Source organism: Legionella maioricensis (assembly GCF_023618015.1).
In the GTDB taxonomy this organism is placed as follows: domain Bacteria; phylum Pseudomonadota; class Gammaproteobacteria; order Legionellales; family Legionellaceae; genus Legionella; species Legionella maioricensis.
In genome coordinates this window covers 178905-205821 of the sequence record NZ_JAJKBJ010000002.1, presented here as the reverse complement: position 1 = coordinate 205821, position 26917 = coordinate 178905, and the positions used below count along the sequence as shown (strand labels likewise).

Genomic DNA, 26917 nt, shown 5'->3' with positions numbered 1-26917 from the left:
AGTCGTAATCTGAGATTGAGATTATATTTCCATATTACACTGCGTTAAGAGGGCCTACGTAAAGCTTAAGTGGATGCCATTGCGTGAACGCTTATTTCTATTCTTTCACCATCTTTCGCCATTGATTAATCATTTCACAAAATAAATCTGCTGTTTTTTCTGCATCATAAATTGCCGAGTGCGCCTCATTGGGATCAAAGGAAATTTTTGCCGCGTGAGCCGCTTTGGCTAAAACAGTTTGGCCATAAATCATCCCGCCTAGTGTTGCCGTGTCAAAACAGGTAAAGGCATGAAATGGAGATTGCAGGCTTGTTCTTTTAATGGCTTCTTTCACAAATAATAGATCAAACCAGGCGTTATGGCCGACTAAAACGGCGCGTTGACAGCGTGCTTTTTTAAGCGCCTTGTTAATCGGAATAAAAAGACGCTCAAGAGCTATTTTTTCATCAACGGCAAAACGCAGCGGTTGAAAGGGATCGATTTGGTTAAAAGCCAAAGATTTTTGATCCAGTTCTGCTCCTGAAAAAGGTAAAATATGTTCAAAATAGCTTTCTCCTCTATAAAGAAAGCCTTGTTCATCCATTTCAACCAAAACGATACACATTTCCAAAAGTGCATTTTTTTGCGGGTCTATTCCAGCCGTTTCCACATCGACCACTACCGGTAGAAAACCACGAAAACGCTCTTTAATATTGAGACTTAAAATACTATTAAGTGAGGTCATGAATACTCCACTGTATGGTTTCTCCGGCAGCCATAGGAACCACTTGATTGAGCCCAAAGGGCATAAACGCGGGTATTTGTTGCGGTGATTTTATCAGCTCAATTTCTTTCTGATTTATTGGCAGTTGATAGAATTCAGCACCAAAGCGGCTGGTAAAGGGGTTGAGTTTTTCCAGCTGATTGAGCTCATCAAACAGTTGAGCATAAAGCGCCAATGCAAAAGGAGCCGAATAAATACCGGCGCAACCGCAAGCATTTTCTTTAGTATTGACTGCGTGGGGTGCGCTGTCAGTCCCTGCAAAAAACTTGGGGTTGCCGCTGCTGACGGCAATTTGCAGCGCCTTTTGATCCTTTTCATGCTTTAAAATAGGGAGACAATAATAATGCGGTCTAAGTCCCCCAGCCAAGAGCCGATTACGATTATATAATAGATGGTGGGGGGTTATGGTTGCTGCAACGGTTGCCGGAGCTTGGGTAACAAAATCGACAGCTGCCTGAGTTGAAATATGTTCCAGTACTATTCTCAATTTGGGGAAATTGGTCACCAAGGGTTTTAAATACTCTTCGATGAATAATGCTTCTCGCTCAAAAATGTCGCTGTGAGTGACTTCACCATGGATTTGCAACACCAAATTATTATTTTGTAATACTTCAAAAAGAGGATACAGAGCGGTTAATGATTTCGCTCCAGCTTCTGAATTAGTGGTAGCCCCTGCGGGATAGAGTTTTGCCCCTAAAATATAAGGAACTAAAGTCGCCTGCTGCAGCGTTTCTGCCGTTACTGATTCATTGAGATAAAAAGTCATATAGGGAGTAAATGACGTATTTTGGGGAATTGCAGAAATAATTCTATTTCTATAATTTTCGATTGCTGGCAAAGTAGTTAAGGCGGGTTTTAGGTTAGGCATCACTAAAGCGCGGGCAAAATGTTGTGCTGTTGCTGGAACCGTATGGCGTAACAGCTCATCATCCCGAAGGTGGACGTGCCAATCATCAGGGCGATTGATAATGACAGTTTGCATAATAAAGATTCCTGAACTATTGCCGATAAACAAGGATAACATGAATTAGGTCATTGGGATGAGCAAAAAATGGCGTTTGGACATAAAACAGGCAAACTTATAAGGGCGAGCGCGATGTATTATCTGCTCGCGATCAATACCGCTTTTGCAGTCCCCCATGTTGATTTTTTAAGCCCTATGGGGGATGAGCAATGGCGGATGAGCGGCAACCCTATTCGCTGCGGTTTGTCCTTGATGATTCCGAATTACGGTATTGGCTATTTTGAACAATATGCAACAAAACCACCTCATTTTATTTTACGCAAGTGGGATCAGGTTCAGCGGGCTTTACCCGCGCAGGTTGTGGCAAGGCCACCGGTTTGGAAGCCTTTTGGACAATCTTTTTGGGTCACTCGATCGTTTATTAAACCAGGGGCCTACGGAATTTTTTTACCGCGTGAACCCACCTTGAAGTTATTAACTTATTTGTCTCAAGGTTATCAAGCAAATTTTAACTATCAGTCTGAAGAAGGGTTTGGGGTGACTGTTGCTCTTTCTCCCATACGCTTTCAAAAAGTATATTCACGCTATCAACGGTGTCTGGGAAATTTATTGCCCTTTAACTACGAGCAGGTGAAAGAAAGTGTGTTTCATTTTGATGTGGACAGTAAACTTTTAACTGATGCTGATAAAGAGCAATTAAGACGAATTGCTCAATATGCCGAGGCAGATGTCCAGATTGAAGTCATTAGAATAGTTGGATATGCTGATGAAAGTGGCCGTAAAGGATATAATAATGCGGTGTCTCAATTTCGGGCTGAGGCAGTAAAACATTATTTATTGTGGCTTGGTGTACCTAAAAAGAAATTATCAGTTACATGGTATGGTGCTCTGAAACCTATTGCCAGAAACGATACGGATGAGGGGCGGGCTGCTAACCGCCGTGTTGTTGTCAATCTGCTCAAAAAATAGCGCTAATGGGTAATAAGAAGATATCCCCATGAAAATATTGATTTTTTTTCCTTGAAACTCTTGACATATGTAAAATCCCTGCAGATACTGGTATCGTTGCATGCTTCGAACCTAAGCGACGATGCGTGCTATTGACAACTCCAAACGGTGAGTTATCAATGAAATGGGAACTCAATAATAATCTAGTGGAGACAAAGCATGTTTAGTTTGAAAAAAACAGCAGTAGCAGTACTCGCTTTAGGAAGCAGTGCGGTATTTGCTGGTACCATGGGCCCAGTTTGCACTCCAGGGAATGTAACCGTTCCTTGCGAACATACTGCATGGGATATTGGTGGTCAAGCATTATACCTGCAAACAGTTTATGCTGGCAGCAATAACAATTTTGCTAATTTAGCTGATTTTCTTGCTTATGGTACAGTTAATGGCTTCAGTAACAACAATAACAACTGGGATTGGGGCTTTAAATTAGAGGCTTCTTATCACTTCAATACTGGTAACGATGTGAACATCAATTGGTACCACTTGGATGTTGATAACAACGACAACAACTTCTTCGGTAACTCTTACGGTTATAACTTCAACCGTGCTAAATGGGATGCTGTTAATGGTGAGTTAGGTCAGTTTGTTGATTTCAGTGCTAACAAGAAAATCCGTTTCCACGGTGGTTTCCAATGGGCACGTGTTACAACTGGTGACAACAACAATAACAACTTTGTTGTCTTCAACCCATTCCATTCTACATTCAACGGATTCGGTCCACGTACTGGTATCGACATGAACTACGTGTTCGGTAATGGTTTTGGTGTATACGCTAAAGCAGCTACTGCAATTTTAGTTGGTACTCAAAACAACCAATTGAATAACGTTGCTCCAGCTGGCTTCGTATTCGATTCACTGAATGCAATCGTTCCTGAAGTTGAAGCTAAGTTAGGTGCTGATTACACTTATGCTATGGCACAAGGTGATTTGACAATCGATGCTGGTTACATGTGGTTCAACTACTTCAATGCTGTGAACAATGGCTTGGGTGGATTTGGATTCGGCGTTAACCACAGAACTGACTTTGCTGCATCTGGCCCATACGTTGGTCTGAAGTATGTTGGTAATGTATAATTTGTTAACTTTTTAAGAAATTTCAGCAATACTGTTGACTTTATTAAAGTCCAGCTGGATAATTTATCCAGGTACGCTCTCGATTAGAGCGAAAAATGCGTACTGTTGCTGATAATTTTAAAATTAGTAACGAACGGAAATTAATAATAAAAAAGTGGAGATAAGCATGTTAAATTTGAAAAAAACAGCGGTAGCTGTTCTTGCTTTAGGTAGCAGTGCAGTATTTGCTGGTACTATGGGCCCAGTTTGCACCCCAGGAAATGTAACCGTTCCTTGCGAACACACTGCATGGGATATTGGTGGTCAAGCATTATATCTGCAACCAGTTTATGCTGGCAGCCAAAACAATTTCGCTTCTTTAGCTGATTTTCTTGCTTTTGGTACCGTTAATGGTTTCAACAACAACAATAACAACTGGGACTGGGGCTTTAAATTAGAAGCTTCTTATCACTTCAATACTGGTAACGATGTAAACATCAACTGGTACCATTTGGATGTTGATAACAACGACAACAACTTCTTCGCAGCTTCTAGCTTTAACGGTTTCAACCGTGCTAAATGGGATGCTGTTAATGGTGAGTTAGGTCAGTTCGTTGATTTCAGTGCTAACAAGAAAATCCGTTTCCACGGTGGTTTCCAATGGGCACGTGTTACAACTGGTGACAACAACAATAACAACTTTGTTGTTTTCAACCCATTCCATTCTACATTCAACGGATTTGGTCCACGTACTGGTATCGACATGAACTACGTGTTCGGTAATGGTTTTGGTGTATATGCTAAAGCAGCTACTGCAATTTTAGTTGGTACTCAAAACAACCAATTGAACAACGTTGCTCCAGCTGGCTTCGTATTCGATTCACTGAATGCAATCGTTCCTGAAGTTGAAGCTAAGTTAGGTGCTGATTACACTTATGCTATGGCACAAGGTGATTTGACAATCGATGCTGGTTACATGTGGTTCAACTACTTCAATGCTGTGAACAATGGCTTGGGTGGATTTGGATACGGCGTTAACCACAGAACTGACTTTGCTGCATCTGGCCCATACGTTGGTCTGAAGTATGTTGGTAATGTATAATTTCTTAATTAATTAAGATCTATAATAGAGCCCATCATATAACTGATGGGCTTTTTTTTTAGGAATGGAGTTCATATGTTGAAAAAGACAACTTTAGCTGTAATTGGATTGGCAGCAAGTGGTTTTGCATTCGCCGGAACTATGGGACCAGTTTGTACCCCAGGAAATGTGACTGTTCCTTGTGCAGCAAATCTTTGGGATTTAGGTATTCAGGCGCTGTATTTACAAACTATTTATGGTGGTGCTAAAGAGCGGGCCGCGATCAATCAATTCAATCATGTAGAAAATGACTGGAATTGGGGATTTAGAGCAGAAGGCTCATATCACTATAATACTGGAAGCGATATCAGTGTTAATTGGACGCATTACAGCAGTGACACTGGCCAAGCCGGATTTATTGGCCTTATCCCAGTGGCTCCTTTTATTAGTCCATTTACCCAAGCTAATCAGAATAGATTAGATCAAATCAATGTGGTAGCGGGACAACATGTCGATGTGGGCTTAGTAAAGAAAATGCGTTTCTATGGCGGAATGCAATATGCTAATATCCAGACAGAAGTGACTAATTATTATCCTTCTGCATTTATTCCTCCTTTGGCGCAAAGATCTCCTATTAGCTTATTTGACAACAGTGATTTTAAAGGATTTGGTCCAGTACTCGGAATTGATTACTCTTACAATGTAACTCCTGCATTCAGCGTAACAGCTAATGGCGCGACTTCAATTCTTTACGGAACCAGTCGTTACGATGCGGGGTATGTTGCTGAGAACGTTGCACTGGTTCTCTCCTCGACTTACAATGCCAAGAAAATAGTGGTTCCAGCTTTTGAAGCGAAGCTTGGATTGAACTATGCGTACACTATGCCTCAAGGCGTCATGAATTTTGAAGGCGGTTATCAAGTAATAAACTATTTCCATGCCCTAAAAACGCAGCCTCTCCAAAATCCTCTGCAGCCTATTTTAAGTACTGACTATGGGCTCTATGGTCCTTACTTTGGTTTTAAATATTTAGGCAATGCATAATCGTAAATGGTTCACTAAGAGCCCATCGTAATGATGGGTTTTTTATTGCCTAAATTCAACAAGTCATAGACTATACACCCTCATCGCTAGCCTGAAATAGCCGCGTTGCCTCAAGAAAAAATCAAAAGATATTATTCATTCTGAGTAAAATTAAATCAAATTTAATCAATAGCTTATGTATAATAGAATCTATAAATTTAGCATACCTGCTAATTTATAGTAAGTTCGATTAATTATAGGTCTAGCCAACCTTAATTTGCCGAGATATAATCCTTCGCCCAATGGGAAGTAAAAATAATACGCAGGAGTAACCGCATGAAGTTTAAAAAAATCATATTGGCTCTAGCCTGTTTATCATCGCCACTATATGCGGAAAATGATCAACAATTGCTTCAGGAAATTCAACGGTTACAAAAACAAACGCAAATGTTGCAGTCGCAATTAAATAAACTTCAAAAAAGAATGGTGTCTCATCATACCCGTCATGAACAGCATGCAAAGAGAGCAACAAAAAAACCGGTTATCAATACTGCTCCTCATAGCCAGAAGAGTGGGAGAGCCCGAGATCACTATCATTCAAGCCATGTTACGGTGCATGCTCCTGAATTACATCCAGAATCTATCGGCTTTTATCCTACGGCCTTGGTTGCTGAAAATCGCGTGGTAACTTATATTGCCGGAACGCCTGTTGTAAGCTCTCCCTATTTGGGAGACAGACCTGCTTTTGATGGATCTGATTATATTGTTAACATTTCAAGTATTAACCGTGATATTCGTTTAATGCAACAACGCCGTCGTTTATATGATGCCTATAAAAGTATAGGTTATCCCGTTCCACACATGCCTATCATTGCCATCAGTGGAAAGGCAGAGCCTGTTGGGGTGATTAATGCTCCCTTCCGTTCAAATACCAGTGCAGATATTACCCTGGGCTCGAGCGAGTTGGATGTTGCAGCGGCTTTAAACCAAAATGTAGAAGCCTATATGTCCATAGCCTATGACGAGACGCCGCCTGCTGTTGGACCACGAATTAATAATTCGGCCTTCAATTTGAACATGGGCTTTGTCAATATTGGGAATCTGGATAAGACCCCCATATATTTTACTGCCGGGCAGTTATATGTACCCTTTGGACGATATTCCAGCTCAATGGTTAGTTCTCCTTTAACCATGAATTTAGCACGAACCAAAACAAGACCATTTATTTTAGGGTATAAATCCCAGGAAAATACTGGACCATTTGCCGCAACTTATATCTATCGAAGTGACACAACCTTAGGTAAATCAGGGGTTGGCGGGGTTAACTGGGGTTATAACTACGACTTTAGGGGGCTAAGTGGAGAAATAGGAGCAAGTTATATAAGCTCCATTGCTGATGCTGCTGGAATGCAAAGCACAGGTGCTGATATTGGTACAACCTTTGGTGGCTTTGGATCCTTTACCAATGGAAATGAAGCTGTACGTAAGACTCAAGCTGCAGATGTGCACGGTAACGTGAGCTTCGATCGCTTTAACCTCTTTGCGGAATGGGTGGGTGCTGTACAACGCTTTAGACCTCAGGATTTGAGTTTTAATGGCCTGGGAGCCAAGCCACAAGCTGTCCAGACAGAATTAGGCATGACCTTTAGAGCCTTTAATCGACCCTCGTCAATAGGCATAGGATATCAATGGTCAAAAGAAGCTCTGGCTTTAAACATACCACAACATCGTTTCATTGGTGTATTTAACATATCCATTTGGAAAGATACTGTGGAAAGCTTAGAGTACAAACATGATGTCGATTACAATATTTATCAATTTGCAAATGGAGCCGCCCCAGCAGGGTTGGTGAATGCAACCTCTTTTGGTACTGGGCGATCAGCAGATACTGTATCCGCTCAAATCGGGGTTTATTTCTAAGCAATTCATCTCGTCAAAATATAACCCGTAAGAAAGTTATGTCTTGCGGGTTATAAAAGCTAATAATGCCAAAATCACTATTTTTCACACAAGTTGTGCTATCTTTTATCATATGGCCCCTCAAAAGGAACCGGGCATGTGTAAATCCTACTGCATGCGGGAGGCGGTTAATTTGCTCGCTAGACCAGAGTTATTTTTATCCCGATTAATGAATCATCTACTCATCTTAATCGTTCTGACTGTGTTGGGATCTTCGCCTATTTATGCGGCAAAAATAGTAGAACTTAGCATAAAAGGGCCAATCGGTCCCGCTACTGCAGATTATATAGATAGAGGAATAGCTAAGGCTCAAAATGCAGACTTAATTCTGGTTTTATTGGATACCCCCGGTGGTCTTGATGACGCAATGAGGGCCATTATCCAAAAATTTTTAACTTCAAAAGTGCCCATTGTGACTTATGTAAGTCCCAATGGGGCAAGAGCTGCGAGCGCTGGAACTTATTTATTATATGCCAGTACTTTAGCCGCTATGGCGCCCGGAACTCAATTAGGAGCAGCAAGCCCGGTGAATATTGGAAGTGGATTCGAGAATAAGAAATCTACTACTATGGAGAAAAAGATGCGCAGTGATGCTGTAGCTACCATTCGCTCATTGGCCCAGCTACGGGGGCGGGATCCGCTTTTTGCTGAAAAAGCTGTAGTCGATGCGGTTTCCATAACCGCTCCAGAGGCTCTGAAAGCTGGAGTAATTAATTATATTGCAACGGACGAGGCCGATTTATTGGCTCAGCTTAATAAAGTGACCGTCATGCAAAATAATCAAAAAATATCATTAAACACGCTTAATCCATCAATTGCAGTGGTGGCGCCCGATTGGCGCCCCCGTTTTTTATCAGCTATCACCAACCCAACAGTAGCCTACCTTTTAATATTGTTTGGCATATATGGTCTTATTTTCGAGTTTATGAATCCAGGAGTTGTTCTGCCTGGAGTCGTTGGTGCAGTAGCCATGATTATTGCACTCTATGCTCTACAATTATTACCCGTTAATTATGCTGGACTTGGGTTAATTCTTCTAGGAGTAGTCTTTGTTATAGCAGAAGGATTTACACCGAGTTTTGGTGCCTTGGGTTTGGGGGGAACGGTAGCCTTTATTCTTGGTTCCATTTTGTTAATCAATACCACGAACGAGACATATCAAATCGCTTGGTCAGCAATATGGGCAATGGCCGCGGCTAATATTGTAATTTTTGTGTTTCTTTTAGGCGCGGTGATTAAATCCCGACGTCAAACCGTTAAAAATGGACTCATTGTGTTAGTTGGCGCTAAAGGCCGGGCATTAGGGGCGATTAATTTACACGGTCAGGCGGTAATTCGAGGGGAAATATGGAGTGTTCATGCCAAGATGCCAATTGCCGCGGATAAAAATATTAAAGTCATAGCAACATCAGGACTGTTACTCGAAGTAGAAGAAGAGGATTCAGCGGAGTAGTTTATTGGTGTGATGAGGATTCAAGGAGAAAAAGATGGCTGCTTTTTTCGGAGTATTGATTGTTATACTTGGTTTATTGTTGGTGTCCATGTTCCGGGTATTCAGAGAATATGAGCGCGGGGTGGTTTTTATGCTGGGACGGTTTTGGCGCGTTAAAGGCCCCGGTTTAGTCATTATTATTCCAATTATTCAACAGGTGGTTCGCGTTGATTTAAGAACTATAGTGATGGATGTTCCTAGCCAGGACGTAATATCCAGAGACAACGTGTCGGTAAGAGTTAATGCCGTATTGTATTTTCGGGTGGTCGTTCCAGAACACGCGATAATACAAGTAGAAAACTATTATGAAGCGACCAGCCAATTAGCGCAAACAACACTGCGCTCGGTTCTGGGACAGCATGAGCTCGATGAAATGTTATCTGAGCGCGAACGCTTAAATAGCGACGTGCAAAAAATATTAGATGCACAAACGGATAGCTGGGGCATTAAAGTATCCAATGTGGAAATTAAACATGTAGATCTGGATGAAAGTATGATTCGCGCGATTGCAAAGCAAGCTGAAGCCGAGCGGGATAAAAGAGCGAAAATTATTCATGCCGAGGGCGAGCTGCAAGCATCGGAAAAGCTATTACAGGCATCACAAGTTTTAGCACAACAACCCCAGGCCATGCAATTAAGATATCTCCAGACTTTAGCAGCAATTGCCGGGACGAATAATTCAACCATAGTGTTTCCCATGCCTATGGAGTTGGGCGAAATATTAGCGAATATGGCCGCAAAGAAAAAATAAGTGTCAACTGCTTCTAGGATAAAATAACTTAAGTTGGGTACTCAGAGGAGGCCTGCTTTTGTAAAAAATTTAACCTAAACTTTCGTTTGAGCGTAATTTATGATAGAACTCTATTTTTTGCAGAATTAAAGAGGTTTAACCATGTCAATTAAATCAGATCGATGGATAGAAAAAATGGCTCTGGAACATGGGATGATCACTCCATTTCAATCTGGCCAAGTGCGCGAGAACGACGGTGGTCGGATCATTTCTTATGGCGTATCCAGTTATGGTTATGATGTACGTTGCTCCAATGAGTTTAAGATTTTCACTAATATTAACTCTGCCATTGTAGATCCCAAGGCCTTTGATGAGAATAGTTTTGTTGATGTGCATTCAGACGTATGCATTATTCCGCCTAATTCTTTTGCTTTGGCACGAACAGTAGAGTATTTCCGCATCCCTCGAAATGTATTGACTATTTGTCTTGGAAAATCCACCTACGCGCGATGTGGGATAATCGTGAACGTAACCCCTTTAGAGCCAGAGTGGGAAGGACATGTAACCCTTGAATTTTCCAATACAACAACTCTGCCCGCTAAAATTTATGCAAACGAAGGTGTAGCGCAAATGCTTTTTCTTGAAGCCAGTGAGGTTTGTGCCGTTTCCTATCGTGATCGTAATGGTAAGTATCAGGGGCAAACAGGCGTTACCTTACCTAGAACCTGATAAAAAATAACGCCCATTTTCCTTTCTATTGGATGGATGGCGATTCCTAAACTGCCCCTCAATGAGATGATAGGAAATAGTCCGATTTATTCATCTTCTGGCAGAGGGCAGTTCATGCGTGACGCGTCCACACGTTCGCGCAATTCTTTTCCTGGCTTAAAGTGAGGACTGTGTTTGGCTTCAGTCACTACTTTTTCACCTGTTTTAGGATTATGAGCATTTCGTGGTGGTCGGTAATGGAGTGAAAAGCTACCAAAACCACGAATTTCTATTCTTTGTCCATTAATGAGTGCTTCGCTCATTAACTCTAATATTCTATTAATTCCATCAGCCACTTGTTTTTCAGTAAGATGCGTCATTCGAGCAGCGATGTGTTCAATGAGTTCCGATTTAATCATACCCACCTCGTTTTGTCGCGTGTCTGTCATAGTCTGTCACCAAGACACATCAGGTGCTGACAATTTATCCTTTGTTTTATAAGTATAGACTGGGTAAAAAATTATTCAATCTTTTCAAGCCAGTTAGTACAAATTTGTTTTTCGCCTGTGAATATAAGCCTCGACCACGCCCCAACTCATCTCTATTTTAGTGTGATTTGTAACTAAAAAATTATTGGAGATTAGGGTTTTACTGGTTGTAATTACGGTATTCAGTTGGGGTAGATCATTGATCCGTGCACAAAGACTCTCCCACACGGTACCCAATAGAGTCGTTGAATTGATAAAAACTAGCGTTGCCTCATTGAGATTAACTTCTAAAAAACTTCCCAGGATAAACTCAATTTTCTTTGCTTTTTCCGCGTAGTTTGGATCCATTGCCAACTGTTCGGCTTGACTGCACGCCCCCAAATGTAATTCTGGTAGTAACTCTACTCCAACACTTTTACGGACTGGATATACCATGGCACAGGCAAGAACTGCTTTGCCAATACCACTACCCAGATCATAAAAAATTGTTTTGTGATCCGGTTTTACCAACGATAAAAGAGCGATAAAGGGTAAAAATTTTATTTCTCCGTACGTGTATTCAATTGCATTTTGTTTTTGTCGTGCTTGGTTGGAAAGCATGAATCCATCGATCGGTTGATATAATTGCTGAAAAATTTGCTGATGCTCCTGTAAATTCAGCATTTTCTGCCATTGCCTGATTCGCCGCAGTTTTCTCTTTTTCCGTAACAAGAAAAGAAGCAACACCATGACAATAAATAAATAAACGAGACCAACTGTTGAGTCCATCAAAGTAAAGACTTTATCCACCATGCTGCAAGCTGTCGTCGTTTAATATCTTGGTTTTTTCTTCAAGAGTTAGATTGGGCCAGGCCTGAAGTAATACTTTGCCGGCATGGCGTTCATTTACGGCCTTATGGTGCATTTCCCAAGGAAGTTCCCCATTTAAATACAACACAATAACAAAGGCAGTAAGTACGGTAGTAAATACCGCAAAGAGACTAAATCGCATTTGAAACAAGCGGAGCAATTTATTACTTTTGTTCACTGCATCATTTGCAACACGCTCTACGTGATCACAACTTTCATTGGCAATGCGATGGAATTGATGCGCGTCATATTTAGCTAATTGGGTTGCAATTACCTGAGTTGCCTTTGAGCAGTGTTGTTCGATTTTAGTAATGCATTGAGCGGTAAGTAATTCCAGTTGTTCTTGTTGCTCTTGAAAATTTTCAGTGAATTGATTGCAGCTGTTTTCCATGATTTGGAGTTGGAGCTCCCCTTGAGATAGTGCCTTTTCTGCAATCACTCTAAAACGGGTAGTGCCTGCTTGTGATAATAGCTCGTGTACGGAGGCCAATTCATTTTGTAGTCTTTGTGAATGCTGGGTTAATCGGGCAGCTTGTTGCTCCATTTCCTCGCGCCACTCAATCATTTTAGTTTCTGCCAGTTCAAAATAGGCAATAAATTCACCGGTGTGTCTTAATAACTCTTTGACACGAATTAAATCACCTTCCTGAGAATGTTCCATGCGTTCTCCTTACTTTTTAGAGCTCTGAGCTGTGAGGATGCTCTATGCAAAAGCTCCTTAATCCTAAACTACGCTTTTTAACCCTTTTATGGTCTTCAAAATCCCTATATAACTATAGCTTTATTTTGAGAAAACTATAGTTATATTTTTAAATCGCGGCTATTTATTTGCAGATTTAAAAATGGGCTTTTTATCTGGTATTAAAAAAAAGTTCAAGCGTGAAAATTTAGGGTCTAATTGGAAAAAACAGTCGTGTGACATCAGGGTGCCAAATTATAGACAGTTTGTTAATATTTCCTTAATCTTGATTCATTAGAATAGAAGTATACCTTCAAGGTAGGAGAGCACAATGACACGCACTGGGGGACATACTGGTTTTTTTACTAGGACTCCTGCGAATCAAAGCAGTACGCAGACAGCAACCGAACTCAGTTTTATTAATGTCGGTGGAGAGCAATTTCATGCTTTAGCCGTGGCATTAATTGATAGTATCAGAAATGCATCGCGTGTGAATGAAACGACTTTGAAGATATTACTGGATCGTTTTTTTGACTATTATCCCAAGTTTAAAGCTCAACTACCGTATCTGACTCCAGCCGAACGAATGGGAATGCTGATCAATGGGCCGCGTAAATCTGAAAAGGTCGAATGCATGGCCTTTGTGTTGCGTCAGCTTGTTATTGATGAAATTTATGCCCATCCTTTAGATTATCGCGAAGTCTTCGACGGTTTGGATGTCACTACTTCAAAAGGTTTTTTACGCGAGTCAACTACAGTACTTCCTCCTTCAGTGCTAGGTGCTCTGGCCCGAACGTTGGGGATAACCATTACTTTATCTATTACTGAACATGGAAAAGAAATAAGAAAGCGGGACGTTTTTACAGACAGTACCGTTCATAACCCAAAACTGGAATTAGTACTTCAGGTCCAGGGAGAACATTATTTTCCCGGAGTAGCGAATAAAGCAGACTTTGCTTATGTCGGTCAATTGGCTATAAGCCCACCTGAACCTGTTGTGGATAGTCATGAGAATACGGGAACCATAGCTCCGATAGTTGCTTTAATAGAGGCCGATAATAAACGTTTATTACAATCCTTTTTGCAATGGCGAGAGAATTTTCTGACGATGATAAAAGGCAATGAATTAACCACTTCAAGTTTGATGGATTTTTATATTAAATTTTTACCCACTGTAAGGGGCATTATAGCTGATACTACTGCATTTTTTTCCAAATTAACGCAAGCGGCTGAAACTCCGGTGACCCTCGAATCATTTAATGGACCGAACAAACAGATTAATGAATTATTGGCCAGTTCTTTGGCTGGCTGGATTAGTACAAATAAAATTGAGGTAGATCAACTATTTGAGCGTATAGAGGCTGAGTCCAGTCAGTCAGCAAGTCCTGCTGCGTAAAGTGATAGAGGCTCTACCCACTTAAGAGTGGGTAGGCAACAGAACTATTTAGAGAAAACCTTGAACCTTCATCCACTCATCATTAGCAAATTTAGACATGTAATTGCGAATAGAGTCGGGCAAAATCACCAGGCATTTTTTTCCTTTACCTAAAGATTTGGCTGCTTGTAAAGCCCCCCACATTGCCGCACCACTGGAGCCTCCTACTAATAATCCTTCGTCACGAATTAACTGTCTTGCTGTACGAAATGAATCAGCATCATTGGTTTTAATATAGGTATCAATTAAGTCATTATTCAGTACATCAGGGAAGAAATCATAGCCTATGCCTTCTACCTGATAGGGTTTGATTTCCGTACCTCCGCCAAGAATTGAACCTTCAGGATCTACTCCTATAATCTTAATTGCCGGATTATATTCTTTAAGGCGTTTTGCTATACCGCTAATTGTTCCGCCAGTTCCTACACCGGCGACGACCATGTGTAAATCCTTACCAAAATCATCAATGATCTCTTGAGCTGTTCCACGATAATGGGCGTTAGGATTATTAGGGTTCGCGTATTGATCCAGAATATAGGAATTGGGTATTTCTGCCTGTAATTTTTTAGCTAAAGAAATATGACTGTCTGGATCATGGGAGGCTGCCTCGGTTCGGGTTCTATAGATTTTTGCACCCAGACGTTCAAGCACACATTGTTTTTCCTGACTCATTTTTTCCGGCATGGTAATAATCACTTTATAGCCTAACACAGCACCGGCCAGAGCAATGCCTATTCCTGTGTTGCCGGAAGTAGGTTCAATGAGGGTATAACCAGGTTTGATTTTTCCATCGCGTTCCGCGTTAATTACCATTTCATAGCCAATACGGTCTTTTACCGAGCCCCCTGGGTTGAAAAATTCACATTTGACGTAGAGTTCACAATCCAGGTCACGGCCCAGACGATTAATTTTGACGACAGGAGTATGTCCTATGGTGGCCAGAATATTGGGGTAAATCATGGTAGTCCTTTATGATGGTGGAATGCCTGATTATAAGCATATAGCTTGAAAAAGCAAAACCTGACCCAATTAAAAAGCGGGTGGGTATGGGGGCGTTTTGCCTTCTTTGAAAGTCAGACGTGCCGCGATATATTCGCGGCATCCGAAGGGTTAATTACTCTGAAATAACACTGATAACAGAGGTTCAATTAGTTGTTTTATGATTATGAGCCACCCAGCTCCAGAACTCTCATATCGAAGAAAACGGTACTTGTATTGTTACCTTTTATAGGGATGGTTGTTTGAGGGTGCACCTGCGTGTTGGAGCCTGGCGCAAAAATCAGTGAGCAGGATTCGTGGGCTTTTAATACCTCACAGATGGATACCTGGTTTACATCATTAAATTCACTAGGCAAGATTGCCTGTACATTTATGGCATCAACATTAGACGTATTCTCAATGATCACAAATCCCTGATTGGGAGGCATAAGAGTTAGCGTGACAACACAGTTTGCCAGGGTGTTGCGACACTTTGCCAACGTTGATTTTGAGTTTGTTGATACTGCCGTTATTGATAAAGTCGCTTGTCCCGAGGAACTAACAGGAACAGCGGCTTCTGCTATCCCAAAGGCGAGAGAAATTGCGGTGAACAGGGCGGCACTTTTTGAGCAGATTTTTTTCATCATTCCATCCTTAGTTGTGTTTTTAAAGTTTTTTTATCCGGTACTCATCAAGCCAATCCTACATTTAGCCCCAACGTAACACAACGACTCTATCCGATTATTTGAATAAAAGGGGGGAGGGCATTATTGCTTATGATTTAAGATTAACTTATATTCTTATTTTACATAACAGTATTACAGGATGTGCACTATGTCATGTTATTTGTTCTTTAAACGAAGCCGTTGGGTTATTTTATCCTCCCTGCTTTGGCTTGCTGCCTGCGGGGGTGATAATGCGCCAAAAGTGGATGATCCGGGGCCTGCGCCCGCGGCGAATGCGCAAAACCAAGCAAATGTGGGGCAGGTTAATAATGGTATGAACGCGGCGGTACAGCCTCAGGCTACCCTGGAAGTGTCCACCTGCGGACAGACAACATCGTTGATGCTTCCACATTAAAAACTGGAGTAGGCTTCTGAGTTTAATGCCTATAAAAATTAAGTAACTGGACTATTTATAAAGGAATGTAATGAGAACTAATGTTTTTTTCTCTTTGTTGCTTCTATTATCCACCGCTGTTTCTGCTCAAAATCAGTCTCTTGCTATCAAAGATAAAATGAAGAGTGAGCAAGAGATGGAGCAATTAATTCAACAATACTTACAACCCAAAGCTATTGTTAATTCGTTTTATGATGATTTTAAATTTTCATCAAGTCAGGGCGCCTTTTTTAATCAATATTCGGGCCATACTAATTTTATCTCGGTTGGTGGCGACAATTTTAAAACGCGTAATTTCTATTGGGGGCTGAATTTTTACAATATAACTACCAATACGAACGCCCTCTCCCGGATGACGAGCGTGCTTAACCAAACCACTCAGTCACTTCAGGACAACGGAGTGTATGTGCATGTGATGAAACAAGTATTTTTCCCTGTTTTTATCGATGTATTTGCCAGCTTTGGTCGTGATAATTATCACCTGATTAATACCCTTAATGGCGATACGGCTAATCCTTTAAGCGGTTTTGCGAATTATAACGGTAATGACAGCACCATAGGTGCGCGTACTTTCTTTGGCCAAAGTTACAAGGCATTCTATTTGCAAGGTGATTTAACTTATTTTTATAGTAATTTTCGCCAGCAAAATTATACTGTTATTTACTCCAATCAAAATGTTTTTGTGCCTTCCCTGAAAACAAGAATAGGGACGACAATGGAATACGCGCGCTTGTATTATCAAGTAAATGACCGTGTTTCTCCCTTTATAAGCGGCGGGTTCATTCAGATAGTTAGTCGAGATTTCAGCAGACCCATATCAGCGGCTAATATTGGGGCTCTTTCTGCCACTCCGGAGATCCTTTTGGGTCGATATGGCTATGGTTATGGTATCGGGATAGATTATCACTATAAGCAATTGCGTATTACTCCTTCTTACGCACATTCGGTGCGTGGAAGTACTTACGCTGATAATTTCGTAGGGATTAATTTTCAGCTTAGTGGCATGGTCTAAGGAAGAGTAAGTTTTTAGCCTACAAAAATATTTATGGTTATTTGATGCCTTTTAATTTATATTAATTAATGAGTTAAAATGTTTTCAAGAAATACCCGAGCTATTTATATTAACTTATGCAGGAAGCTAATTATGAAAAATTTTAAGTCTTTTAAATGGGGTTATGGGATCGTTGTGTCTTTGGTTTTGGGATTATCTGGCTGCTATATGGATGGGCGGAATCCTCAGAACGTGGATTATTCAGCACATCAAACGATGAAACAAAATACAGGCGCTACTACCGGTAAGGCAAAAACAGCTACTAAGAGTTATGCGTCTAAAGATCCGGTTCAAAAGTCCACACCAGGTCCTAAACAAACAGCTGCTCCTCAACTGCCAGTAATTCAATAATCTTATTATCCTTCACTTTATTCCCTCTTATCGATAACATAAGAGGGGATGCATTAATTGCTCTTAGTAAGAAATAGCGGGGATGCGGTTGTTTTCTGGTTCTAACTTCTTCTATATAGGTTTAAATTACATTATACTCAAAAGTTTATATGTCTGTTTTAGATGTATCAGTTGTGCCATGGGAAAATGGAGTTCGCTTTATTTATGAATATGAAAACAGTTGTCATTATCATTCCAACTTATAATGAGTCCCTTGTAATTGAAGAAACGATTCATCAGGTTTTTAAAGCCACTTCTTCTTCTGCAATGAGTTTTCATGTTTTAGTCTTTGATAGCTGCTCTACGGACAATACTCAAGACCTAGTGTCTCAGCTTCAGAAGCAATATCCCCAGTTACATTTAATAACCGAACCGAAAAAAACAGGTTTAGGTTCTGCCTATTTACAAGCGATGCGTTATGCATTAACTCATTTAGGGGCCGACATTGTTGTCGAGTTTGATGCCGATTTATCGCATCAGCCGCATTATCTCTTGCCCATGATTGAAAAAATGCATGATCACGATGTCGTTGTAGGCAGTCGCTACATCAATGGGGGATCTATTCCTCGCAATTGGGGTTGGCATCGTAAGTTTTTGTCTAAACTGGGTAACATAGTGGCGCGCATCGCTCTAACGCCCAAGTATAAAGATTTTACTAGCGGCTTTAGGGCAACTCATTATCTTGCCTTGAATAAAGCGTTACCGGAACGATTCATTTCTAATAATTATGCTTATAAATTAGAATTACTATGGGCCTTACACAAAACTAAAGCAAAAATTGCTGAGTATCCGATTGAGTTCGTGGATAGAGAAAAAGGACAAAGCAAACTCCCGGCAAATAGTATCTTTGATTCTCTGCGCGTTTTGGCCACTTTGCGTTTTCACGAACTGAAACCTTATATGAGCATGTGTGCAGTGGGTCTGATAGGCTTAGTCATTCAGTGTCTGGTCTATAATGCGTTGCGCTTAAATTTTGCTCCTTTTTTTGCTGCGCAATTGGCTGTTATAGCTGCTGTAGTGAATAATTTCATCTTAAACAATCAATTTACATTTAAAAAAAGAAGCCTAAGCCAACGGTTTAAGTCCTTTGCTTTTTTTGTAGGATACTCCGTATTGATGGTAGGCTTTCAAGGCAACTGGGTTAAACTTGGGACTCATTACTTTGGTACGGGGTATGTAAAAGAAAATCTAATCATGGTTTCAGGCGTTATCCTGGGCTCGGTATTAAATTATTTTTTTTATTCGCGTCTTGTTTGGCGAGAAAAAAGACAGCCGGCCGTTTTACAGTAATTTATTCTTTCATTTGCACTACCTGATAATAAAACGGAATATTTCTTACTCCTTGGCCTTGACCTTTTGACCATACCTTCTTCAATTTTGATTGTTCAATGGTTTGTCTTTTGATTTCCGGAAGATCAAAGCGCCATAGCTCTTTTGAAATTAAAATCAGCGGTCTTCCCGCAAGTTCCATATCTTTTGACCAATAGCGATACATTAAACTGTCTAAACCAAAAAGGTGAGAACCGGCAATGGGATAACTTTTTAGTATACTGCCTTTCTCCAGGAACTTAGTCTGATAAAAAGAAAGTTCGCTGCCTATAGGGAAGTTATCTAAAGGTATGAAAACGGGGGTTTTCTTGGTTTTCGCTTCAACTTGTTGGGCTATATGATGAAATTTTTTAATTAAAGGCTCCCAAGCGACAACTTTTATAAATAATTTTTCCTGCACCAATTCAGAAGTATTAAAAGTGGCTATTAGCAATGCACTGCTATACCCTGTCAATAAAGAGAGGGCGGTACCTAACCAAAGAGCATGATTTTTAGGACTGTTTGCTATAAGCAGAGTAAGCCAGGGTATAAGGGCTAAGAACAGGGGACCTATCCAATTTAAATTGACTTCATGATTCAGGCTAAACAAGGCAAAAAATCCCAACGGCACCAGGATAAAAATGCGCAGGAAACGCTTCGTATTGACTGTATCGCTAATAACCGGCAGAGTATTTTTTTTCAAAAGCTCCCACAAGCCCAAAACACCTAACGGAGTAATAAAAATAAAGATTAAAGCAAGAAGATAATGTAAATCTATAGAAGAGGTTGAGGCGAAGCGACGTGTGCTTTGAAATAAAAAAGAAGCCCATTGGTGGGTTGCATTCCAATAAATAACCGGAGTAAATAACAGGGCGGCAATAAGAACAGATGCATAGGGCTCTTTGCGTCTGAACCATTGGCGCGCAGTAGGTACCGTAGTTACATAATAAAGGCTTGCCAGTCCCAGTAATACGATTGTATATTTTGACAGCATACCTAAACCAAGCCAGACTCCAGCAAGATACCAATAGTTTGCTTCATTTAAAATCAGGGCGCGATAAAGACAATAAAGCGATGCCGACCAGCAAACAAGAAGGGGGAGATCGGGGGTAATGACCAGCGACTGAAGGAAAAAAAAGGGCAATATTGCTAGCAACATTACTGCGTATAATGCCGCGTCAGGGTTAATTAACCGCGTTAATTTATAACTAAAAAGGGCGGTTAGCAGCCAGCAGATGATGCTTGTCAGGCGCACACTTAATTCATTGGTACCAAAAATTGAAGTAGAGAATTTAATGAGCAGAGCGACCATCGGGGGATGATCCAGATAACTAAAATCCAGATGTTGGGCATAATTCCAATAGTATGCTTCTTCAACCAGTAAATCAGCTGATGCCATACATACTAAATGGATTAATAAGGAAATACCAACAATAAGCAAAAGATACAGTAGGGTCTGGGGGGCTTTTTGCATGCTGCCCGAATATGATTTAGATAGCTTAGTCATTTGATTTTTTTATTAAAAAAGTGCAATTTCTCATATTATCTTCTTGAACGATGATTATGGTGCAAAATGTAATTGGGTTAGTATTTAATCGAAACCTGCCCAGCGAAAAACAAGAGCCTTCCTTTTACTAACGCTTATGTATCTAACGAAGCAGGGAATTCCGAAGTAGATTAATGCAGGCGATTATAGTATGAAATCAACTCAATGAGAAAGACCTTCTTTCTCTGGTGAGAAATTGGAGAATAAAAGGCTGGGTTGCTCTAGATGGCGTATTTCTTCTCATGCCTACGTGCAATAAAATATTTTCTATTGTTTTAGTTGTACCACCTTGTAGTAGTAGGGAGTACTGATTATTCCCTGGCCCTGGCTTACCGAGTCCACTTTTTTTGCTTCTGAGAGCTCAATAATTTGTTGTTTAAGTGCAGCAGTGTTAAAAGATTGGAGATCTGTAGTGATCAGAATCAAGGGTTTATTTAAAAAATCTTCTTTTTTTGACCAGTAACGATACATTAAACTCTCTCCCCCTAAAATATGGGCTCCTGCTATGGGATAAACATTGGTTATATTGCCTTGGGTCAGAAACTTGGCCTGATAAAAGGACAGCTCACTACCTATGCGGTAATTATCCAGCGGAACAAAGGTTGGTATGGCCTTTGTTTTTGCTTCCACGCTTTTGGCAATCTCATGAAATTGCTCTGTTAGGGTATCCCAGGCAATGACGTCTTTGAGGAGCTTCTCTTGGATTACTTCTGATTTGTTGGCATAGCCAATTAATAGAATCGCACCATAACATATTACTAAAAAAACCGAGGATTTTAACCAGAGAGGGCGTTTTTTCTGGTCGTTAGCGATAAGTGCTGCCAACCAGGGAAGAAGAGCTAAAAATATGGGGCCTATCCAATTAAATTTTATAGAATGATTTAAACTAAATAAAGCAAAAAATCCCAAGGGAATTAAAGTATAAATACGCATGAAATGTTTCGCCTGGGCATTAATCTCCGGTAACTCCAAAGTACCTTTTTTCACCAGTTTCCAAAATCCATAGATGCCAATTGGCATTAAAAAAAGAAGGGACAATCCAATCAATTGAGGTAAATGGAAAGACGAAATGGAAGCAAAGCGGCGGCTGCTTTGAAATACAAAGGAAACCCAGTGGTGAGTTGCATTCCAATAAATAACCGGGGTAAAAATAAAGGCCGCAATAAGAGCACAAAGGTAGGGTTCTTTACGCCTGAACCATAGGCGAGCAGTAGGGATGATGAGCATATAAAAAAGAGTCGCTATTCCTAACAGGGAAATGGTGTATTTTGAAAGCATGCCTAATCCAAGCCAGATTCCTGCGGCGTACCAGAAATTCGATTCATTTAGAGTCAGGGCGCGATAAAGGCAGTAAAGCGATGCGGACCAGCAGGCAATAAGGGGAACGTCAGGAGTAATGACCACAGAATGGAGAACAAAAAAGGGTAATATGGCCAATAACATAAGAGCGTATGGCCCTGAGCCTTTATTGATTAATTGAGTTTGTTTATAACTAAAAAAAGCCATCAGCATCCAACAGACCAGGCTTATCATGCGTACGCCGAATTCATGAGTACCCAAGACTGATGTAGATAATTTAATAAGTAGAGCCACCATAGGTGGGTGATCCAAATAACTAAAATCAAGGTGTTGGGCATAGTTCCAGTAATAAGCCTCTTCCGCCAGCAATACAGTGGACGTGATGCATACTATATGAATTAATAAGGAAAGGCCTATAATTAGAAAAACATATTGGGTGGCCTGACGGTCTTTCTGAATACTCTGCGCGTGGGTTTTAAAAGGATTAATTAGCCGATTTTTTATTAGCGAGAAATTACTATTTTGCATCTTATCTTCCTGATTCCGGGTATTATTTTTATCGTTTCCATTGTTAGTAAAAACCGGCTCGCGCGCACTTGAGCTGGTCAAAAGCGCAAATGCGATTACCCGAGGTAATCGCATTTGCATTGAGCGGTTGTCTTCTTTCTGGTAAATGGGGTCAATTTATTTTGGTGCAGTCATTTCTTCAGGCTTCACAAATTCTGCAAATTGCTCAGCGGTTAAGAAACCAAGTTTGACAGCAGCTTCTTGCAAAGAAGAGTTGTCATGATGAGCTGTTTTAGCGATTTTTGCTGCTTTATCGTAGCCTATATGCTGATTAAGGGCCGTAACCAGCATTAACGAGTGATGTAAGTAGTAATCAATCACCGCATGATTGGCCTCTATACCTTCGGCACAAAATTCCTGGAATGAACGACAAGTATCCGTGAGTAAATTCAGGGAGTGAAGCACATTAAAGATAATAACGGGCTTGAATACGTTTAATTCGAAATTACCTTGGCTATCAGCTATACCTACCGTAGCATCATTGCCTAAAACCTGGGCACAAACCATGGTCATCGCTTCACACTGGGTTGGGTTCACCTTGCCAGGCATAATCGAAGAGCCAGGTTCATTTTCGGGAATGTGCAATTCGCCTATGCCACAACGAGGGCCGGAAGCTAACCAGCGGATGTCATTTGCTATTTTCATCAGCGCACAAGCGAGGGTTTTCATGGCGCTGTGAGCAAAAACAAGCGGTTCATGGGACGCTAATGCAGCAAATTTATTGGGTGCTGTAACAAAAGGCAGTTTGGTAATTTTAGCAATGTGTTCTGCTACTTTACTGGCAAATTGGGGGTGAGTATTTAATCCGGTTCCTACCGCAGTTCCTCCTGCCGCTAACTCATATAATTCCGGCAATACTTCTTCAAGTCTGTGGATGCACGCATCTAATTGAGCGACATACCCTGAAAATTCCTGGCCTAGGGTAATAGGGACAGCATCTTGTAAATGAGTTCGGCCAATTTTTACGATGTCTTTAAAAGCAGCCATTTTTGTTGCAAAAGCATCGCGTAAATTGCGTACCGCAGGGATTAGTTTTTCATGAAAAGCCATGGCTGCTGCAATATGCATGGCGGTTGGAAAAGTATCATTTGATGATTGGGACATGTTGACATGATCATTGGGATGAATAGGGGATTTACTGCCCATTGTTCCACCCGCGAGTTCAATTGCTCGATTTGAGATGACTTCGTTGGCATTCATGTTTGATTGAGTACCGCTTCCTGTTTGCCAGACATGCAGGGGAAAATGATTGTCTAACATGCCTTTACTGACTTCTTCTGCTGCTTTGACAATTAAGTCTGCTTTGTCTTTCGATAATTTTCCCAGATCCAAATTGGTCAGTGCCGCTGCTTTCTTTAAAATTCCAAAAGCATGGGTCACTTCACGCGGCATGATGTCCTTGCCTATGTTAAAGTGGTGCAAAGAGCGTTCAGTTTGTGCTCCCCAATATTTATCAGCAGGGACTTCGATTTCACCCATGCTATCTGATTCGACGCGTGTTTTGGCCATAAGTATTCCGTTCCAATAGTAAAATTGAAAATTCTAGCATAGCCGACGAAAATAAGTAATTTTTGTGATACTGTGCGCAATAATATATCTACCGTCTCATTCTAAAATTATGGTGAATAAAAAGTGAGAGAAATACGTATTTATCAGCCTGGCGAATATCATAGGGGTCAATTATTAGAGTTATCTCCCGAAGCCGGGCAGCATGTCGCTGTGGTTCTGCGAATGCAACCGGGTGAGAAACTGACTTTGTTTTGTGGTGATAACCGAGAATTTGCGGCGTCTATAGAGACGGTTAAAAAAAAGCACGTTATGGTTCGCATCGATTCAGTAAAGGAACAAAGCAGGGAGTCACCGCTGACTATTCACTTGGCTCAAGCGGTTTCTAAAGGAGAACGCATGGAGCTGGTCATGCAAAAATCAGTTGAGCTGGGTGTATCCAGTATTACTCCATTAATTACTGAGCGTTGTGCCGTAAAATTAGATAAAGAACGGATGACAAAAAAACTGCATCAGTGGCAAGGCATTGTTGTTGCTGCCTGTGAGCAGTCTGGTCGTAATCAGGTTCCGGTTGTTCATCCACCTGTAAGTCTGGAGCATTATGTAAAAGCCACTCAAGCCCAATTAAAATTTATCCTACATCCTGCTTGCAATGCTAGCTGGCGTAATTATTCTGTTGGACAGTCGGATATTGCTTTGGTGATTGGCCCTGAGGGTGGTTTAACGGATGACGAAATTAATTTGGCTTGCCGCCATGAATTTTTACCTTTATCTTTGGGACCAAGAATATTACGCACAGAAACTGCAGCAATTACTGCGTTAAGTGTATTGCAAGCTGTGGGTGGTGATCTATAATAGAATTTTGGAGTGGTAAATAACTGGGGTTTAGACATGAGTGAACATATTAAAACGGTAACCGATGCGAGTTTTGACCAGGACGTTATAAATGCCAACAAACCGGTATTGGTTGATTTTTGGGCTGAGTGGTGTGGTCCTTGCAGGGCTTTGACGCCAATTCTGGAAGAAGTAGCTGCCACACATGGCAAAGATGTAACTTTTGCTAAGATAAATATAGATGAAAATCCTCAGGCTCCAGCAAAATTTGGGGTAATGAGTATTCCTACTTTAATTTTGTTTAAAAATGGTGAAGTTGAAGCAGTTAAAATGGGTTTATTATCTAAATCACAATTAAGTGCTTTTGTAGAAAGTCATGTATAACAAATCATTGCCTCATGGTTAGAACATAGGGCACTGCCATTGATTTAAGAAACGTCATCCTGAACGCAGTGAAGGATCTCCAAGGAGAGCTCTTCCCCTGTTCGTGGTGGCGTTTTTTGAACAGATTGAAAAGTGACTGATAAATATATTAACCTATTGATATTTATAAAAAATAATATTTGGCTTGTAAGTTTTAGAATTACTTTCTATTTTTTACTACAAAAATGTTGGATCTTGTTGTAAAGCTGTGATAGCCTGTTTGCAATATGAAACGTATTTTAATGCAAGTATGCTTCATAGGCAGCAGAATCCTTAGCTGCTATTCCCTAACAAAAATTTTCTCGGATATTCAATTCGTTTAAACAATAAATCAAGTGAGAAGTATGAATCTTAGTGAACTTAAGCAATTACCTATTGCCGATCTCGTTAACATCGCACAAGAAATGGGGGTGGAAAATACCTCTCGTATGCGCAAGCAAGACATTATTTTCGCCATTCTGAAAGCTCATGCCTTAAAGGGTGAAGACATCCATGGCGATGGCGTTTTAGAAGTTTTGACTGATGGCTTCGGTTTCTTGCGTTCTGCTGACGGTTCTTATTTGGCCGGTCCTGATGACATTTATGTCTCACCTAGCCAAATCAGACGTTTTGGTCTTCGTTCTGGTGACACCATCTCTGGTAAAATTCGTCCTCCAAAGGACAGTGAGCGTTATTTTGCGTTGTTGAAAGTAGATCAAATCAACTACGATACGCCAGACAGTGCTAAGCGTAAGATTTTATTCGAAAACTTAACTCCATTGTTTGCTTCTGAACGTTTGGTTATGGAACAAGGTAATGGCAGTACTGAAGATCTGACCGCCAGAGTTGTTGATTTGTGTGCTCCTTTTGGTCGTGGTCAACGTGGCTTGATTGTTTCCCCACCTAAAGCGGGTAAAACATTAATGCTGCAAAACATTGCCCGTTCTATAGAGAAAAATTATCCGGAATGTTATCTCATTGTTTTATTGATTGATGAGCGTCCCGAGGAAGTCACTGAAATGCAACGCTCTGTTAAAGGCGAAGTGGTTGCCAGTACTTTCGATGAGCCTGCTAATCGTCACGTTCAAGTGGCTGAAATGGTCATTGAAAAAGCAAAACGCTTGGTTGAGCATAAACGAGATGTCGTTATTTTGCTTGACTCCATCACTCGTTTGGCACGGGCTTATAACACAGTGGTTCCTTCATCAGGGAAAGTACTTACTGGTGGGGTTGATGCAAACGCATTACAAAGACCAAAACGTTTATATGGTGCCGCGCGAAATATCGAAGAGGGAGGTAGCTTGACCATTATCGCTACCGCTTTGGTGGATACTGGTTCTAAAATGGATGAAGTAATTTACGAAGAGTTCAAGGGAACTGGTAACATGGAAATTCACTTGAGCCGTAATATTGCTGAGCGTCGTGTTTTCCCTGCGATTAATATTAATCGTTCAGGTACTCGTCGCGAAGATCTCCTGTTAAGCCCAGAAGATTTACAACGTACCTGGATATTGCGCAAAATTCTGCAGTCTATGGATGAATGTGATGCAATTGAGTTCTTGCTTGAGCGCATGAAGAATCATAAGACTAACGCTGAATTTTTTGATGCAATGAAACGCCAAGAGTAAGAAGTTGATGGCTTATAAGCCTAGTTTTGTGGTTTATCTAATGTAGCCCGTATTAGC

Annotated in this window: 26 protein-coding genes; 16 read left to right on the top strand and 10 right to left on the bottom strand. The window is 40.8% G+C overall.

The genetic code is table 11. The features are described from left to right. Positions 1-97: 97 nt before the first annotated feature. Complete coding sequence (rnt, locus tag LOX96_RS03155) at positions 98-724, bottom strand: ribonuclease T (protein WP_250420583.1); 627 nt, start codon at positions 722-724, stop codon at positions 98-100. Then, entirely contained in the window at positions 711-1745 is a 1035-nt protein-coding gene (pyrC, locus tag LOX96_RS03150; RefSeq protein ID WP_250420580.1) for a dihydroorotase, read from the bottom strand. The genes rnt and pyrC overlap by 14 nt, the downstream gene beginning before the upstream one ends. A 114-nt stretch (positions 1746-1859) precedes the next feature. Here pyrC and LOX96_RS03145 point away from each other — a divergent pair, with 114 nt between their 5' ends. The 8 genes from LOX96_RS03145 to dcd all read left to right on the top strand — a co-directional run bounded on the left by LOX96_RS03145 (position 1860) and on the right by dcd (position 10802). Beyond that, positions 1860-2696, top strand: a complete 837-nt coding sequence (locus LOX96_RS03145; RefSeq protein ID WP_348645822.1) for an OmpA family protein — start codon at positions 1860-1862, stop codon at positions 2694-2696. A gap of 198 nt (positions 2697-2894) precedes the next feature. Then, the gene (locus tag LOX96_RS03140) at positions 2895-3809 is read left to right on the top strand and encodes an Lpg1974 family pore-forming outer membrane protein (RefSeq protein ID WP_250420574.1); all 915 of its coding nucleotides are present in this window, start codon (positions 2895-2897) and stop codon (positions 3807-3809) included. A 166-nt stretch (positions 3810-3975) separates the two neighbouring features. Further along, entirely contained in the window at positions 3976-4890 is a 915-nt protein-coding gene (locus LOX96_RS03135) for an Lpg1974 family pore-forming outer membrane protein (RefSeq protein ID WP_250420571.1), read from the top strand. 75 nt (positions 4891-4965) lie between these two features. After that, entirely contained in the window at positions 4966-5913 is a 948-nt protein-coding gene (locus tag LOX96_RS03130) for an Lpg1974 family pore-forming outer membrane protein (protein ID WP_250420568.1), read from the top strand. Positions 5914-6228: 315 nt separating this feature from the next. Then, positions 6229-7812 (top strand): FlxA-like family protein, encoded by a 1584-nt coding sequence (locus tag LOX96_RS03125; RefSeq protein ID WP_250420565.1) that lies wholly within the window; start codon positions 6229-6231, stop codon positions 7810-7812. 136 nt (positions 7813-7948) lie between these two features. Then, a complete protein-coding gene (locus LOX96_RS03120) occupies positions 7949-9304 on the top strand; it encodes an NfeD family protein (RefSeq protein ID WP_431606626.1) in 1356 nt (451 codons plus the stop codon). A 34-nt stretch (positions 9305-9338) separates the two neighbouring features. Beyond that, entirely contained in the window at positions 9339-10094 is a 756-nt protein-coding gene (locus tag LOX96_RS03115) for a slipin family protein (RefSeq protein ID WP_250420562.1), read from the top strand. 141 nt (positions 10095-10235) lie between these two features. Continuing rightward, the gene (gene dcd / locus LOX96_RS03110; protein WP_250420559.1) at positions 10236-10802 is read left to right on the top strand and encodes a dCTP deaminase; all 567 of its coding nucleotides are present in this window, start codon (positions 10236-10238) and stop codon (positions 10800-10802) included. An 86-nt stretch (positions 10803-10888) separates the two neighbouring features. On the opposite strand, the gene LOX96_RS03105 is transcribed toward dcd, so the two are convergent. From LOX96_RS03105 to LOX96_RS03095, 3 genes are all read right to left on the bottom strand, one after another. Then, entirely contained in the window at positions 10889-11200 is a 312-nt protein-coding gene (locus tag LOX96_RS03105) for an integration host factor subunit beta (protein WP_250420625.1), read from the bottom strand. 123 nt (positions 11201-11323) lie between these two features. After that, complete coding sequence (locus LOX96_RS03100) at positions 11324-12061, bottom strand: class I SAM-dependent methyltransferase (protein ID WP_284498287.1); 738 nt, start codon at positions 12059-12061, stop codon at positions 11324-11326. Then, a complete protein-coding gene (locus tag LOX96_RS03095) occupies positions 12051-12779 on the bottom strand; it encodes a hypothetical protein (RefSeq protein ID WP_250420556.1) in 729 nt (242 codons plus the stop codon). The genes LOX96_RS03100 and LOX96_RS03095 overlap by 11 nt, the downstream gene beginning before the upstream one ends. A gap of 349 nt (positions 12780-13128) precedes the next feature. Between LOX96_RS03095 and LOX96_RS03090 the strand changes: the two genes are divergently transcribed. Next, entirely contained in the window at positions 13129-14193 is a 1065-nt protein-coding gene (locus LOX96_RS03090) for a hypothetical protein (RefSeq protein ID WP_250420553.1), read from the top strand. A gap of 48 nt (positions 14194-14241) precedes the next feature. Here LOX96_RS03090 and LOX96_RS03085 read toward each other — a convergent pair whose 3' ends face one another. Together LOX96_RS03085 and LOX96_RS03080 are read right to left on the bottom strand one after the other, a co-directional pair. Further along, positions 14242-15192, bottom strand: coding sequence for a PLP-dependent cysteine synthase family protein (locus LOX96_RS03085; RefSeq protein ID WP_250420550.1), 951 nt, complete (start codon positions 15190-15192; stop codon positions 14242-14244). Between the two features lie 203 nt (positions 15193-15395). Then, the gene (locus LOX96_RS03080; protein ID WP_250420547.1) at positions 15396-15857 is read right to left on the bottom strand and encodes a hypothetical protein; all 462 of its coding nucleotides are present in this window, start codon (positions 15855-15857) and stop codon (positions 15396-15398) included. A gap of 187 nt (positions 15858-16044) precedes the next feature. Between LOX96_RS03080 and LOX96_RS03075 the strand changes: the two genes are divergently transcribed. The 4 genes from LOX96_RS03075 to LOX96_RS03060 all read left to right on the top strand — a co-directional run bounded on the left by LOX96_RS03075 (position 16045) and on the right by LOX96_RS03060 (position 19060). After that, positions 16045-16290, top strand: coding sequence for a hypothetical protein (locus LOX96_RS03075; RefSeq protein WP_250420544.1), 246 nt, complete (start codon positions 16045-16047; stop codon positions 16288-16290). Positions 16291-16360: 70 nt separating this feature from the next. Then, positions 16361-17341, top strand: a complete 981-nt coding sequence (locus tag LOX96_RS03070; RefSeq protein ID WP_250420543.1) for a hypothetical protein — start codon at positions 16361-16363, stop codon at positions 17339-17341. A 132-nt stretch (positions 17342-17473) separates the two neighbouring features. Next, positions 17474-17731 carry a hypothetical protein gene (locus tag LOX96_RS03065; protein WP_250420540.1) on the top strand — a complete coding sequence of 86 codons (258 nt, stop codon included), beginning with the start codon at positions 17474-17476 and terminating at the stop codon, positions 17729-17731. Between the two features lie 204 nt (positions 17732-17935). Next, positions 17936-19060, top strand: coding sequence for a glycosyltransferase (locus LOX96_RS03060; protein WP_250420537.1), 1125 nt, complete (start codon positions 17936-17938; stop codon positions 19058-19060). Between the two features lies 1 nt (position 19061). Here LOX96_RS03060 and LOX96_RS03055 read toward each other — a convergent pair whose 3' ends face one another. The 3 genes from LOX96_RS03055 to fumC all read right to left on the bottom strand — a co-directional run bounded on the left by LOX96_RS03055 (position 19062) and on the right by fumC (position 23999). Continuing rightward, positions 19062-20585 carry a glycosyltransferase family 39 protein gene (locus LOX96_RS03055; protein ID WP_250420534.1) on the bottom strand — a complete coding sequence of 508 codons (1524 nt, stop codon included), beginning with the start codon at positions 20583-20585 and terminating at the stop codon, positions 19062-19064. Between the two features lie 306 nt (positions 20586-20891). Next, positions 20892-22571: a glycosyltransferase family 39 protein gene (locus LOX96_RS03050; RefSeq protein ID WP_250420532.1), complete on the bottom strand. Its 1680-nt coding sequence runs from the start codon at positions 22569-22571 to the stop codon at positions 20892-20894. Positions 22572-22607: 36 nt separating this feature from the next. Beyond that, the gene (gene fumC / locus LOX96_RS03045) at positions 22608-23999 is read right to left on the bottom strand and encodes a class II fumarate hydratase (RefSeq protein WP_250420529.1); all 1392 of its coding nucleotides are present in this window, start codon (positions 23997-23999) and stop codon (positions 22608-22610) included. Between the two features lie 123 nt (positions 24000-24122). On the opposite strand from fumC, the gene LOX96_RS03040 reads away from it, so the two are divergent. The 3 genes from LOX96_RS03040 (at position 24123) to rho (ending at position 26860) form a co-directional block, all read left to right on the top strand. Continuing rightward, on the top strand, positions 24123-24851 hold the full coding sequence (locus tag LOX96_RS03040; protein ID WP_250420525.1) for a 16S rRNA (uracil(1498)-N(3))-methyltransferase: 729 nt from the start codon (positions 24123-24125) through the stop codon (positions 24849-24851). Positions 24852-24887: 36 nt separating this feature from the next. Continuing rightward, the gene (gene trxA, locus LOX96_RS03035; protein WP_173238318.1) at positions 24888-25214 is read left to right on the top strand and encodes a thioredoxin; all 327 of its coding nucleotides are present in this window, start codon (positions 24888-24890) and stop codon (positions 25212-25214) included. A gap of 383 nt (positions 25215-25597) precedes the next feature. After that, positions 25598-26860 (top strand): transcription termination factor Rho, encoded by a 1263-nt coding sequence (rho, locus tag LOX96_RS03030; RefSeq protein ID WP_250420522.1) that lies wholly within the window; start codon positions 25598-25600, stop codon positions 26858-26860. The last annotated feature ends 57 nt before the right edge of the window (positions 26861-26917 follow it).